Source organism: Actinoplanes sp. M2I2 (assembly GCF_023544445.1).
Lineage (GTDB): Bacteria > Actinomycetota > Actinomycetes > Mycobacteriales > Micromonosporaceae > Actinoplanes.
The window spans coordinates 95847-109084 of the sequence record NZ_JALPVJ010000012.1 but is presented as its reverse complement, the minus strand read 5'-3'; the positions used below and the strand labels follow the sequence as shown (position 1 = coordinate 109084).

At 73.2% G+C, this 13238-nt stretch carries 13 protein-coding genes; 3 read left to right on the top strand and 10 right to left on the bottom strand.

The features are described from left to right. Window positions 1-41 precede the first annotated feature (41 nt). Entirely contained in the window at window positions 42-455 is a 414-nt protein-coding gene (locus tag HJC40_RS25150; RefSeq protein WP_250004094.1) for a VOC family protein, read from the top strand. Between the two features lie 174 nt (window positions 456-629). Here the strand turns inward: HJC40_RS25150 and HJC40_RS25145 are convergent, their stop codons facing one another. The 4 genes from HJC40_RS25145 to ribA form a co-directional block, all read right to left on the bottom strand. Beyond that, window positions 630-1013: a hypothetical protein gene (locus tag HJC40_RS25145; RefSeq protein WP_250004092.1), complete on the bottom strand. Its 384-nt coding sequence runs from the start codon at window positions 1011-1013 to the stop codon at window positions 630-632. A gap of 255 nt (window positions 1014-1268) precedes the next feature. Further along, window positions 1269-3293 carry a DNA helicase RecQ gene (gene recQ, locus HJC40_RS25140; RefSeq protein WP_250004090.1) on the bottom strand — a complete coding sequence of 675 codons (2025 nt, stop codon included), beginning with the start codon at window positions 3291-3293 and terminating at the stop codon, window positions 1269-1271. Between the two features lie 99 nt (window positions 3294-3392). After that, on the bottom strand, window positions 3393-5294 hold the full coding sequence (locus tag HJC40_RS25135) for a SpoIIE family protein phosphatase (RefSeq protein ID WP_250004088.1): 1902 nt from the start codon (window positions 5292-5294) through the stop codon (window positions 3393-3395). A gap of 33 nt (window positions 5295-5327) precedes the next feature. Next, window positions 5328-5969 carry a GTP cyclohydrolase II gene (gene ribA, locus HJC40_RS25130; RefSeq protein WP_250004086.1) on the bottom strand — a complete coding sequence of 214 codons (642 nt, stop codon included), beginning with the start codon at window positions 5967-5969 and terminating at the stop codon, window positions 5328-5330. A 158-nt stretch (window positions 5970-6127) separates the two neighbouring features. On the opposite strand from ribA, the gene HJC40_RS25125 reads away from it, so the two are divergent. After that, window positions 6128-6820 carry a dihydrofolate reductase family protein gene (locus HJC40_RS25125; RefSeq protein ID WP_250004507.1) on the top strand — a complete coding sequence of 231 codons (693 nt, stop codon included), beginning with the start codon at window positions 6128-6130 and terminating at the stop codon, window positions 6818-6820. A gap of 117 nt (window positions 6821-6937) precedes the next feature. Here the strand turns inward: HJC40_RS25125 and HJC40_RS25120 are convergent, their stop codons facing one another. The 5 genes from HJC40_RS25120 to HJC40_RS25100 form a co-directional block, all read right to left on the bottom strand. Further along, the gene (locus HJC40_RS25120; RefSeq protein ID WP_250004084.1) at window positions 6938-7996 is read right to left on the bottom strand and encodes a lysylphosphatidylglycerol synthase transmembrane domain-containing protein; all 1059 of its coding nucleotides are present in this window, start codon (window positions 7994-7996) and stop codon (window positions 6938-6940) included. A 61-nt stretch (window positions 7997-8057) separates the two neighbouring features. Next, a complete protein-coding gene (locus HJC40_RS25115) occupies window positions 8058-8825 on the bottom strand; it encodes a class I SAM-dependent methyltransferase (protein ID WP_250004082.1) in 768 nt (255 codons plus the stop codon). Continuing rightward, window positions 8822-9880: a glycosyltransferase family 4 protein gene (locus HJC40_RS25110; RefSeq protein ID WP_250004505.1), complete on the bottom strand. Its 1059-nt coding sequence runs from the start codon at window positions 9878-9880 to the stop codon at window positions 8822-8824. Before HJC40_RS25110 ends, HJC40_RS25115 begins: the two co-directional genes overlap by 4 nt. 74 nt (window positions 9881-9954) lie before the next feature. Further along, window positions 9955-10353: a 6-carboxytetrahydropterin synthase gene (locus tag HJC40_RS25105; protein ID WP_250004080.1), complete on the bottom strand. Its 399-nt coding sequence runs from the start codon at window positions 10351-10353 to the stop codon at window positions 9955-9957. 3 nt (window positions 10354-10356) lie between these two features. Then, window positions 10357-11328, bottom strand: coding sequence for a zinc-binding alcohol dehydrogenase (locus HJC40_RS25100; RefSeq protein ID WP_250004078.1), 972 nt, complete (start codon window positions 11326-11328; stop codon window positions 10357-10359). Between the two features lie 103 nt (window positions 11329-11431). Between HJC40_RS25100 and HJC40_RS25095 the strand changes: the two genes are divergently transcribed. Beyond that, window positions 11432-12202, top strand: coding sequence for a CDP-alcohol phosphatidyltransferase family protein (locus HJC40_RS25095; protein WP_250004076.1), 771 nt, complete (start codon window positions 11432-11434; stop codon window positions 12200-12202). Window positions 12203-12223: 21 nt separating this feature from the next. On the opposite strand, the gene HJC40_RS25090 is transcribed toward HJC40_RS25095, so the two are convergent. Beyond that, window positions 12224-13108, bottom strand: coding sequence for an ABC transporter substrate-binding protein (locus HJC40_RS25090; protein ID WP_250004074.1), 885 nt, complete (start codon window positions 13106-13108; stop codon window positions 12224-12226). Between the last annotated feature and the right edge of the window lie 130 nt (window positions 13109-13238).

Genomic DNA, 13238 nt, shown 5'->3' with positions numbered 1-13238 from the left:
TTCGTTCGCAGCAGTCGTTTCCGCAGCCAAGGGAGTCTGTGATGGCGTCTCAGCTCAACCCGTATCTGACCTTCGACGGCAACGCCCGCGAAGCCATGGAGTTCTACCACGCGATCTTCGGCGGTGAGCTCAAGGTCAACACCTTCGGCGAGTTCGGCGCCCCCGACCCGGCCATCGCCGACAAGGTCATGCACGCGATGCTCACCACCGACCGGGGCTACGTCCTGATGGCCTCCGACACGGCCCCCGGCATGGGCACCTTCACGCCCGGCGACACGATGACAGTCAGCCTGAGCGGCGACCCCGGCGAGGGCCTCGAGGACGTGTGGGAAAAGCTCGCCGACGGCGCCACGGTCACGCTGCCGTTCGAGAAGCAGATGTGGGGCGACCTCTACGGCCAGCTGGTCGACAAGTACGGCGTCCCGTGGATGGTCAACGTGGGCGCCACGCAGTAATCCCCGCCGGCGCTCCTCGCCGCGCTCCACGCCGGTGCGGCGCCTCACGCCGGTGCGGCGTCTCACGCCGGTGCGGCGTCTCACGCCGGTGCGGCGCCTCACGCCGGTGCGGCGCCTCACGCCGGTGCGGCGCCCCTCGCCGGCGTGGCGCCCCTCGCCGGCGTGGCGTGCCGGTCAGCTGCCCTTGGAGGCCGACGGCTTGCAGAGGTTGGTCTTGGTGATGGCCACGATGCGCTGGCCCTTCTTGGCGTCCACCGCGAAGAGGCTGATCGCGTCGGTGACCGCCTCGCTCGTCGTCATGCCGTTGGTGAAGTCGGTGCAGAGGTTGTAGCCGTTGTCCAGCGCGGCCTGCTTGTCGGCCGTCAGCTTGGCGTCGACCGACGTCAACGCCAGGAGGTAGGTCTCCTCGTCCCCCTTCGGCAGGCTGGGAGCGGCCTCCTGCTCGGCGACCACGGGTGTGACGATCTTCGGCTCGTCGTCGTCCGCCGAACAGCCGCTCAGCGTCCCCAGCCCGGCCAGAGCCACAACGGCGCCCGCCACGAACAGACGTGCCCCCACGGGCGCCCCCTCGGTCACGTCGAAGCGATCTTCACGCTCCGTACCGCAGGCACGCTACGGCCCCCGGACCGGCCTCACTACCGACACCCGGCCGACTTCTCCGCCCGACCGGCCAGCGCGGCACACACCACCGCCCGGCCGAGCAGACGACCGGCCCCGGCGCCCCGCCCGACGGACGACGGCCATCAACCGCGGACGACACTCGCCTTACAAGCGAGTGCTGTCCACCTGACCCCCCGTTCAGGGGCGGACGGATCAGTCGTAGTCGGGCGGCGGGGGCTCGTGGTCGTAGTCGAGGTCGGGCGGCTCCTCGTCGAAGACGAAGGCGTGGGTGGGCTCAGCGTCACCGAAGCGGGAGGCGGCCGCGGAGGCGCTGCCCGAGGCGGCCGCGGACTTGGCCGGTGGTGGTGGCGTGGGGGAGTCACCGGAAGTGCCGGGGCCGTGCAGGGTGTCGAGGACCTGCTGGCCGAACTTGGTCAGCTTGCCCTGGCCGACGCCGCTCACCGTGCCGAGCTCGCCCAGCGTCTTGGGGTCGAGCGCCGCGATCGCGCGCAGCGTGGCGTCGTGGAAGATCACGTAGGCGGGCATGCCCTGCTCCTTGGCCACGGAGGCCCGCCACGCCCGCAGGCGCTCGAAGGTGGAGGCAGCCGCGGGGGAGAGGTCGGCCGCGGGAGCAACGGCGGCCGTCGCCCGTTGCTTGGGCGCCTTGACCTTGGCCGGGGCCTCGCGGCGCATCATCACCTTGGTGTCGCCGCGCAGCACACCGGCGCTGGCGTCGGTGAGCACCAGGGTGCTGTATTCGCCCTCGACGGCGATCAGCCCCTCGGCCAGCAGCTTGCGCACGACTCCGCGCCACTCGGCGTCGCGCAGCTCCTTGCCGATGCCGAAGACGGACAGCTCATGATGGCGGAACCGCTGGACCTTGTCGGTCTCCTTGCCCAGCAGGATGTCGATCGACTGGCCGGCGCCGAATTTCTGCCCCCGCTCGCGCTGCAGCCGCAGCACCGTCGACAGCAGCTTCTGAGCCGGCACCGTGCCGTCCCACGACTCCGGGGGCACCAGGCAGGTGTCGCAGTTGCCGCAGTTCTCCGACGGGGAGGTCTGCCCGAAGTAGTTCAGCAGCTGCGACCGCCGGCACGTCACGGTCTCGCACAGGGCCAGCATGGCGTCCAGGTGCCGGCCCGCGTTGCGGCGGTGGGCCAGGTCGCCGTCGGAGCTGTCGATCATCTTGCGCTGCTGCACGACGTCCTGCAGCCCGTACGCCAGCCAGGCCGTCGAGGGCAGGCCGTCGCGCCCGGCCCGGCCCGTCTCCTGGTAGTAACCCTCGACCGACTTGGGCAGGTCGAGGTGCGCGACGAAGCGGACGTCCGGTTTGTCGATGCCCATGCCGAAGGCGATCGTCGCGACCATGACCAGGCCGTCCTCGCGCAGGAAGCGGGACTGGTTGGCCGCGCGGACCCGGTTGTCGAGGCCCGCGTGGTAGGGCAGCGCGTTGATCCCGTTCTGCGACAGGAACTCGGCCGTGCGCTCCACCGACGCCCGGGACAGGCAGTAGACGATGCCGCTGTCGCCGGGGTGCTCGGTGCGCAGCAGGTCGAGCAGCTGCTTGCGCGGCTCGTTCTTCGGCACGATGCGGTATTGGATGTTGGGCCGGTCGAAGCTCGCGGTGAAGTGGCGCGCGTCGGTCAGCTGCAGCCGGGTGGCGATCTCGTCGCGGGTGGCGCTCGTCGCCGTCGCGGTGAGCGCGATGCGCGGCACCTCGGGCCAGCGCTCGTGCAGCATCGACAGGCCGAGATAGTCGGGCCGGAAGTCGTGGCCCCACTGCGACACACAGTGCGCCTCGTCGATCGCGAACAGCGAGATCTTGCCCCGGTCGAGCAGCCGCTGGGTGGCCGGGACGCCCAGCCCCTCGGGGGCCACGTAGAGCAGGTCGAGGTCGCCGTTGACGAACTCGGCCTCGACCCGCCGGCGCTCGTCGTAACCCTGGGTGGAGTTGACGAAGTCGGCCCGCACCCCGAGCGTGCGCAGCGCGTCGACCTGATCCTGCATCAACGCGATCAGCGGCGAGACGACCACGCCGGTGCCCGGCCGCACGAGCGCGGGAATCTGATAGCACAGCGACTTGCCCCCGCCGGTCGGCATGAGGACCAGCGCGTCGCCGCCGCCGGCCACATGCTCGATGATCTCGTGCTGCTGCCCGCGGAACGACGGATAGCCGAAGACCCGGTTGAGGACGTCGACGGCGGCCGTGCCGTGGGCGGGGGCGTGGGCTGAAGTCACCCCGCGACAGTACAGAGAAAGGCCCGCCTCCCGCGAAGCCCTGTGGACAACCGCGAGTTGTGGACAACCCGCAGGCCGGACGCCGGAGCGAGCAGACTTTCAGCGCGCCGGCAGCAACGCCACCAGCTCGAGAATCACCTGAGCGGGCGTGCCCGGCGCGGCGTCCAGCACGAGAGGAGCGTTCTGAGCCGCATGATGACCTGCCACCTGGTGCAGCACCGACACCCCGGCGCTGGACAGATGCGTGACCCCCGACAGATCCACCGTCAGTGGCACCGTGCCGCCCCGGCCCCGCCTGAGCAGCTCCTGGCGGGCCAGCGCCGCCGTCGTCAGGTCGAGCGGCCCCTCGAGCCGCACCCGCGCCTCGTCGTCGCCGTCCTGCTCGACGACCCGGAATCCGGGCTCGTCCCCGCGCGCCGGGTGCGGCGGCGCGGTGGCGAGGTCGAGCAGCCGGGCCGGCCGGCTCAGCCGGTGCGAGATCCGCGCCACCGTCCCGGTCTCGGTGTGGTCCACCGTCAGCAGCGACACCAGCTGGGCGGTCAGGGCCAGTCCGCGCCCGCGGTTGCCCTGTCGCTGCGGCTCCTGCCACGTCCCGTGGTCGGTCACCGCGACCAGCACGACGCCGGCCGGGTTCAGGGTCGCCTCGACCGAGACCGTCGCCTCGTCGGCCGTCCCGGCGTGCTCGACGGCGTTGGCCAGCAGCTCGCCGACCGCGTGCTGCAGGGCGAAGACGTCCTCCCCGGTGGCTCCGAGCTGCCCGAGCCACGCGCCCAGCTCGTGCCGGGCGGTTCGCAGCTCGGCCGCCTGGGCCGGCAGGTCCAGGGCCAGGTCCGGCACGACCGGTACGCGCTGAACCGCCAGCAGCGTGATGTCGTCGGTGTGCCCCGTCGCGCGCACCAGCAACTCGACCGTCTGCGAGCAGACCCGTTCGGCCGGCGTCGCCACCGGGTCGTGCAGGGCCCGCCCGGCGGCGCTGTCGGCGGCCACGTGCGCCAGTTCGGCCCCGCTCGAGGCGTGGTCGCGCCCCGGCCGTTCGAGGATCCCGTCGCTGTAGAGCAGGAGCAGCTCACCGTCGCCGAGCCGGTCCCGGCGTACGCCGAAGGTTCCACCGGTCCCCAGCGGCGCCCCACCGGTCAGCGGCAGATAGCGGGTCTCGCCCGACGGCCCGACCACCAGCGGGGCCGGGTGCCCGGCGGTGCAGTAGTCGAAGTCGCCGCTCACCGGGTCGAGCGCCACCAGCGCCACCGTGGTCGCGTGGGCGGCCGGCACCCGGGCCGCGAAGCGGTCGGCCGCGGCGAGCGCCTCGACGATTCCGGCGCCTTCCTCGAGCCTGTCCTGCAGCACCGCGCGCAGCTGTCCCATCACGCCCGAGGCGGTGACCCCGTGCCCCACGACGTCGCCGACGACCAGCGCGAGGCGGCCGTCGCGCTGGGCGACGGCGTCGAACCAGTCGCCGCCGGCAGCCGTGTCGGCCTCGGCCGGCAGATAGCTGGCCGCCACCTGGGCCCCGGGCAGCACCGGCAGTCCCGAGGGCAGCAGCGCGCGCTGCAGGGCCGTGATCACCTCGCGGCCCTGGTCGTAACGCATCTGCAGGTGGGCCGTGCGCTCGGCCGCGGCCTGCCGTTGCTGCACCATCGCGGTGACGTCGAAGCCGACCCCGATGACCCCGCGCCGCTCCCCGTCGACGGTCCACGGGGTGATGGTGAAGTTCGCATACAGCTCGTGCACCGAGCCGTCCGGCGCCGTGATGTGGGTCCGCCACTCCCGGCCGTCGACCGGCTCCCCGGTGCGGTAGACCTCGTAGTACGCGTCGACGAACTGCTGCCCGGCGAGGTCGGCGATCACCTCGCGGATCGGCCGGCCGCGGAACTCGCGACCGGCCAGCACCGAGCGGGTGGCCGCGCTGAGGGTGAGCACCCGCAGCTCCGGTCCCTCGCACACGGCCAGGATGAAAGGCACCTGGTCGATCGCGGTCAGCACCAGCGCCGGGTCGTCCACCATCAGCTCATCCTGCCGGACATCGGTCCCGGAGCGTCACTCGGCCAGCGGGAGGTCGATCGTGTGCGCCGTGTGGGAGGCCTTGGTGGCCAGATAGCGCACGTTGGCCGCCGACATGTGCACCCCGGTCGGGACCCGCTGGGTGACCTCGATGCCCGACTTCTCGAGCTGGAGGGCCTTGTCCGGGTTGTTGCTCAGCAGGCGGATGCGGTCGGCGCCCAGCGCGAGCAGCATCTGGGCCGCCGCGGTGTAGTCCCGCTCGTCCTCGCCGCGGCCCAGGGCCACGTTCGCCTCGTACGTGTCCAGGCCGGCGTCCTGCAGGGCGTAGGCGTCCAGCTTGGCGTAGAGGCCGATGCCGCGACCCTCCTGGCGCAGGTACAGCAGGAAGCCGCCCTGCTCGGCTATCCGCTCGACGGCCTCGCGCAGCTGCGGACCGCAGTCGCAGCGCTGGCTGCCGAAGACGTCGCCGGTCAGGCATTCGCTGTGCGGGCGCACCAGGGGCGCCCGGCCACCGGCGGCCGACTTCTTCAGCGCGCGCTGCCAGTCACCGAGCCCGAGGGCCAGATGCTCCTTGCCGTCGACGAGCCCGTCGAAGGTCATCACACGAGCGGAAGCTGCGTAGCCGTCGCCGAATCTCAGCGGGACGGTCACCTGCTGCCGCAACGTGGCTTCTAACATCGGTCCTCCTCGTTGGTTCCCCGTTGATCCGCTTACCCGCCGGCCGGAGTCACCGCACCGCAACAGACCGCGAACGTGCCAGTAATCGTGTCGCGGATTATCTTGGACGCAACTGTTCGACCAGGGTGACGATCGTCGCTCTACTGGAGGCGTCATCAGTGGTTGAGCGTCCTTATATCTTGCTGAGCTGTGGCATGTCGATCGACGGCTATTTGGACGACGCGGCGCAGGAACGGCTGCTGCTGTCCAACGAAGCCGATTTCGACCGTGTCGATGAGGTTCGTAGTGGTTGTGATGCGATCCTCGTGGGCGCCACGACCATCCGTCAGGACGACCCGCGGCTGCTGGTGCGCTCGGCCGAGCGCCGCGCCGCGCGGGTGGCCCGTGGCGAGGCTGCCAACCCGCTGAAGGTCACGGTCACCGGTCGCTGCGATATCGACCCGACCGCCCGGTTCTTCACCGTAGGAGACGTGGACAAGCTCGTCTACTGCGCGTCGTCGACGTGTGACTCGGCGCGGAAGCGACTGGGTGACGTGGCCACGGTCGTCGACGCCGGCGACCCGATCGACCTGAGCGGCGTGCTGGCCGACCTGTCCGGGCGCGGCGTGCGCCGGCTGATGGTCGAGGGCGGCGGCACGATGCACACGCAGTTCCTCACCGCGGGCTTCGTCGACGAGTTGCAGCTGGTGGTGGCGCCGTTCTTCGTGGGCGACTCGCGGGCCCCGCGCTTCGTCGGCGACGGCGATTTCCCGTGGGGTCCGCGCCGGCGCGCCACGCTCGCCGACGTCCGCCAGATCGGCGACGTCGTGCTGCTGCGCTACGCCCTGTCCGACCGTTACGACCCCCGCTGACGCCGGCCGGCGGCGGGAGCGGACGGCCTGGACCCGGGCGGGTGCGCCGGGACGGGTACGGAGCGCCGGCCCCCTGCTGAGGGCCGGCGCCGGTGGGATCGAGCTGTCGGTCATGCGCTAGGCGCCGGCGGGGGCCAGCTCGCGGCCCGCCATGACCAGAGCCGGCTGGGTGGCCGGCTGCGGCGGGGCGGCCGGCAGACCGTACGGGACCGGGGAGATCGGGGCGGCCAGGCGGACCGCCGCCGCAGTGCGGAAGCGGGCGAAGGCCCGGACGATCAGGACCGCCGCGCCGGGCAGGGCCGCCACGAAGGCGAAGACGCCGTAGACCACCGCCGTCGTCAAGCCCTGCGTGGCGCTCAGGCCGGCGGCGCCGAAGGCCCAGGCCGTGACCGCCTCGCGCGGGCCCCAGCCGCCGATGTTGAGGGGCAGCGCCATCGCCAGCAGGGCCAGCAGCATCAGCGGGGCCAGGCGGGTCAGCGACGCCGCCGAGCCGGCCGTCCGGGCCGCCACCACGAACGTCGCCAGGTGACCGGCCAGCACGATGACCGAGGCCAGCGTGACGCCCGGCCAGTTGCGCCGGGCCAGCAGGCCGGTGCGGATCTCGGCCAGGCCGGTGCGCACCCCGGAGGCGACCCGGGAGCCACCGCTGCGGAGCTTGCGGAAGGCCAGCAGCACGAGCGCGACGGCCAGCGCGACGGCGGCGAGGACCACGACGACCGTTGCGCCGTGCTGCCGCAGGACCGTCAGGACGGGGGAGGGAACGGTCAGCAGCACCGTCACACCGACCGTCAGCAGCACGATCTGGCCGGCCGTCCGCTCGAGCACCACCGCCCGGACGCTCTTGGCCACGTCACCCTCGTCGCGTCCGTGCTGGACGGCGCGGTCGACGTCGCCGAGGACCCCGCCGGGCAGCGCGGCGTTGAGGAACAGCGCCTTGTAGTAGTCGGCGATCGCGGTGCCGACGGACAGCCGCAGGCCGAGGCCGCGGGCCACCAGGCACCACCGCCAGGCGCTGAAGACCGTGGTGACGACGCCGATGCCGAACGCCAGGGCCAGCGCCGGGGCGTCGATCACCCGCAGACCGTCGAGGAACGCGCCCGTGCCGAGCCGCCACAGCAGGAAGACGAGAATCCCCGCCCCGCCCAGGATTCGTGCCCAAGCCCAGATTCGTCCCACGTCGCCGTTCCCTTCAGGTTGCCCGTCCTTCCCCTAGTACGCCGGGACGGGCACAAAGGGTTCAGCCGAAGATCGCCAAAAGATCGACATGCCCGACCGACACGGTCGGGATCCGCTCCAGACGGGCGGCCAGATAGTCGTCCAGTTCGAGGGAAGGTTGCTGGTCACGGGCCGCGCCGACCCAGCCCCGGAGCCATTCGGCGGTCAGTTCCGGCCGGTCCGGTCCGAGCCGCCACGCGCTCGGCCGGGTGACGACCGTCGCACCGGCCTTCTCGAACGCCTGGGCCGCGTACGCCGGGGCGTCCGGACCCAGCAGCCGCCGTCCGTCCACCGTCCGGCGCTGGTGCTCGTCGAACGCCTCGGCCACGCGCGCGTCCTCCGGGCGGGCCGGATCGAAGCTCACCTCGCCGGCCACCGACAGGGTGAACAGCGCGGCCGCCCCGGCCGAGGCCAGCGCGGCCACCAGCGCGTCGATCTCCGCCTCGGTGAGCAGGTCGAGCAGGGCCGAGCAGGTCACCAGGTCGGTGCCGTCCAGGTCGGCCGCGGTCAGCGTGGTCACGTCGCTCAGCGCGCCCTCGACGGTGACTCCGGGCACCCGCACGTGCGAGGTGGCGTGGTGCAGCAGCTTCGGGTCGCGGTCGGCCAGGATCCAGTGCTGCGGCGTGGGCAGCTCGGGGGCCAGCCAGCGGGCCATGGAGCCGGTGCCACAGCCGAGGTCACGGATCACGTGGACGGGTGTGGGCAGCATCCCCACGAGGTCGGCCGCGCGAGCCTCGGCGTCGGCCGGCTCCCGCAGGCCGAGCCACGACTCACTGAACTCTCCGGTCATCGAGGGATCTCCTTCTCGGCGGGCAAGCCGCCATCACCAGGTGCGTCGTCGGCGGGTGAGCGGACGGCGGACAGCAATCGGGCGGTTTCGCGCCAGGCCGGGAGGGTTTCCCGGCGGGCGTGGGCGGCGGCGCGCAGGCGTTCGCGCAGCGCGCCGTCGGTGAGCCAGTCCCGCAGCGCGGAGGCCAGGGCCGGCCGGTCGTCGGGCGGGATCAGGAGGCCGGGCCGGGTGCCGTCGGGCGCGGCGCCGAGCGCCTCGGGCACGCCTCCGACGGCGGTGGCCACGACCGGCAGTCCACGGGCCAGAGCCTCGGTCACCACCATGCCGTACGTTTCGGCACGCGACGGCAGGACCAGCAGATCCGAGGTCGCGTACGCGGTGTCGAGCGCGGCCCCGGCCAGGGGCCCGGTGAAACGCAGGCGCGGATCGCTGTGCGGGACGGGCCGCAGCACCGCTCCCGCGAACGTGCACTGCCAGTCGAGCCCGCGCAGGTCGTCCTCGAGCGCCGGCACCAGCAGGTCCTGGCCCTTGCGGGGGCTGACCGCGGCCACGCAGAGCAGCCGGCGCCCGGCCGGGTCGGGCCGGGCCGGGGGAGCGGGGTCGACGCCCGGCGGGGCCACCTCGACGCGGGCCAGGTCGTGCAGGGCGGCGATCCGCTCGGCCGCCGCCGAGCTGGTGGCGACCACGGTCCGGGCCAGGTGCAGGGCCCGGCGTTCGCGGGCGCGCAGGTCGGCCGCGTCGGTGGCCGACAACCCGGTCTCGTCGCTCAGCGGCAGGTGCACGAGCACGATCAAACGCAGCCGCGAGGCGTGCAGCTCCAGGATCTCCGGCACGCCGCAGCCGACCAGCCCGTCGATCAGCACGTCGGACATGTCGGGGATGTAGGACAGAGCCGTGGTCAGGGCGCGGCGGGCCTCGGGTCCGGGGCGTGGCCACGAGCCGTTGACGGCCACCTCGTGCACGTCCGGCAGCAGCGACAGCACCGCGCGGTCGTAGCGGTTCCCCCCGCTCGGCGCCGCCGGGTCGTCGATGCCGCCCGGCACCACCGCCCACAGCGGCCCGGCGGTGGACGGGCGAGCCCCGTGACCGGCGGCGGGCCGGTCACGGGGGGAGGACGCCGGGCCCGAGGTCACAGATCGCGCTCGTACGAGGCCCAGGCGATGTGCGACTCGTGCAGGGTGATCGACAGCCCGGTCAGCCCGGTCGCGCCCGGCCCCAGGTCGCCCGCGGCGATCCGGGCGGCCAGCCGGTCGGCGATCACCTTGGCCAGGAACTCGGTCGACGTGTTGATGCCCAGGAAGTCGGGCTCGTCGTCGAGGTTGCGGTAGCTCAGCCCGCCGCAGATCGCGTGCAGCTCCTGGCTCGCCAGGCCGATGTCGACCACGATGTTGTCGTCGTCGAGCTCGGGCCGGCGGAAGGTCGCGTCCACCACGAAGGTCGCGCCGTGCAACTTCTGCGCCGGTCCGAAGACCTCGCCGGAGAAGCTGTGGGCGATCATGATGTGGTCGCGGACGGTGATGCTGAACAAGGGCTACTCCTCGGGATAGTCGATCACGTGGCACAGGGCGGGGCTGCCGGCCGCCAGGCGGGACAGCACCTCCGGGAGCTCGGCGAAGGGCGAGTGCCCGGTGATCAGCGCCTCGAACCGCTCGTCGGCGAGCAGGTCGAGGGAGAGCGCGAGCCGGTCGGCGTACGTGCGGCGCCGGCCGGGCACGATGCCGCCGACCTGGCTGCCCCGGATGGTCAGGCGGCGGGAGTGGAAGAACTCGCCGAGCGGCACGCTGACCTGCTTGTCGCCGTACCAGCTGAGCTCGACGACGGTGCCCTCCGGGGCCACCAGCTCGAGCGACCGGGTCAGCCCGGCCGACGTCGCGCTGGCGTGGATGACCAGGTCACAGCCGCCCAGCGCCTCCTGTGGCGTGGCGAATCCGGCGCCCAGCCGGGCGGCCAGCTCGGCCCGGGCCGGGTCGATGTCGACGAGCTGCAGGCGTACGCCCGGGAAGCGCGCCAGGATGGCCGCGGCGCAACCACCCACCATGCCCGCGCCCACGACGGCGACGCGATCGCCGACCAGGGGCCGGGCGTCCCAGAGGGCGTTGACCGCCGTCTCCACGGTGCCGGCCAGGACCGCCCGGTGCGCGGGCACTCCGTCCGGGACCACGGTGACCGCCGATCGTGGTGCGACGAATCGCGTCTGGTGGGTATAGAGGCTGAAGACGGTCCGTCCGAGCAGCTCGGGCGGGCCCTGCTCGACCCGGCCGACGTTGAGGTAGCCGTACTTCACCGGCGCCGGGAAATCACCCTCCTGGAAGGGGGCGCGCATCGCCGGCCATTGGCTCTCGGGCACCCGGCCGGCGAACACCAGCGTCTCGGTTCCCCTGCTCACCCCCGTGTGCAGGGTGCGGACGAGCACCTCGTCCTCACCCGGCTCACCCACCACGGCCGGGCGGATCTCGCCCCGGCCCGGCTCGGCGAGCCAGAACGCGTACGCGTCACTCGTCATGGGTTCTTCCCTCCGCCCGCTGAACCGTTTGTCGTCCGGGCGCGTGTTAAGCGCTGACGACGGCAACCATACGCGGCGGCCGATCTTGGATATGGAGGCCTCGGTGACTTCAGCAACGGCACCCACCAGCGAGTCCTCGCGCGCCCCGTTCACCGGTATGGCCGCCCAGCTCGCCCTGCTCGCGCTTCTCGGCAGCACCCTCGGGCTGACCGCGACCGGTCTGATCGCCGGCGCGGCGTACGGCCTGGGACTCTGCGGCCTGCTCGGCGCCGGGCTGGCCCGGGCCGGGATGGCGCAGATGGGTCCGGCCAACGCGGTGACGCTGGCCCGCGCGATCCTGGTCGGCGGCGTGACCGCCATGGTCGTCACCTCCTTCGCCCAGCCGGTCAGCACTCCCGCGCTGGTCACGATCGCCGGGGTGGCGCTCGCCCTGGACGGCGTGGACGGCCAGGTGGCCCGGCGCACGGGCACCACCACGGCGCTCGGCGCGCGCTTCGACATGGAAGTCGACTCGTTCCTGATCCTGGTGCTCAGCGTCTACGCCGGTGACCGTTTCGGCTGGTGGTGGGTGGCGATCGGGGCCTTCCGGTACGCCTTCGTGGCCGCCGCCTGGGCCCTGCCGTGGCTCAACGCCGCGCTGCCGCCCCGGTTCTCCCGCAAGGTCGTCGCCGCGCTGCAGGGGGTCGTGCTGGCCCTGGCCGTCGCCGGGCTGCTGCCCACCGCGCTCACGATGGTCGCGCTCGGCGTCGCGCTGGCCTCCCTGACCTGGTCGTTCGGCCTGGACGTGCACTGGCTGTTCCGTGCCTCCCGCATCCGCGCGGCGGCCCGGGAGCGCTGGGCGGCCACACACCGCCGCCCGGCCCTCGCGCACTGACCGGCTCCCTCTGTCGCGGGCTCAGCTCACCCGGGCGATCGCGCCGGCGGGCGGCTGGGACACGGCCCCCGGGTGCAGGATGGCGGCGATCGCTTCGACGCCGTCGACCAGGCGCGGGCCGGGCCGCACGATCAGGCCGTCCGCGTCGAGCGCCCACACCTGGGCGCCGGGGAAGTGCGGGACCACCTGGCGGGCCTGCCCGATCGCGCCGTCGAGGTGGAACCCGCACGGCGTGACCAGCACGATCTCCGGGTCCCCGGCCGCGAGCCCGGCGTAGGTGGTCTCCACGGAACGTTTGCCGCCGTTCGCCCCGACCGGGTCCCCGCCGGCCGCCGTCACCAGATCCGGCACCCAGTGCCCGGCGGTGAACGGCGGGTCGAACCACTCGACCACGGCCACCCGGGGCCGGCGGCGGCCCGCGACCGCCGCGGCCACGGTCGCCAGGCGGGCCCGCAACGCGGTGACCAGCGCGTCGGCGCGGTCCTCGACCGCGGCCGCCGCGCCCACGGCCCGGATCGTGCCGAGCACCTCGTCCAGGCTGTACGGGTCGAGCGAGACCACGTCGGCCCGGCAGCCCAGGTGGTCGAGGGCGTCGGTGACCTGCCCGGACGGCAACGCGCAGACCCGGCACAGGTCCTGCGTGAGGATCAGGTCGGGGGCGAGCCCGGCCAGAGCGTCGGCGTGCAACGTGTACAGGTCCCCGCCGTCGGCCAGCCGGCCCCGCACGTACGCGTCGATCTCGCCCGGCGTCATGCCGCGGGTGTCCTTGCCGCCCACCACGACGGCCTTCTCCGTCCGGGCGGTGGGCGGTTCGTCGCATTCGAAGGTGACCCCGACCAGGTCGTCGCCGAGCCCGAGGGCATAGACGATCTCGGTGGCCGACGGCAGCAGGGAGACGAGGCGCATGCTCCCATCCTGCCCCGGCGGGTCGGCCGAAAGTCGTAGGCCCGGCACCGGATCCGGTCCCGGGGGCCGATGTTCCGGCGGCGGCCAGTGCCGATGCTTGTCCTACCGCGCCGAACAGCCAGGGGGAACA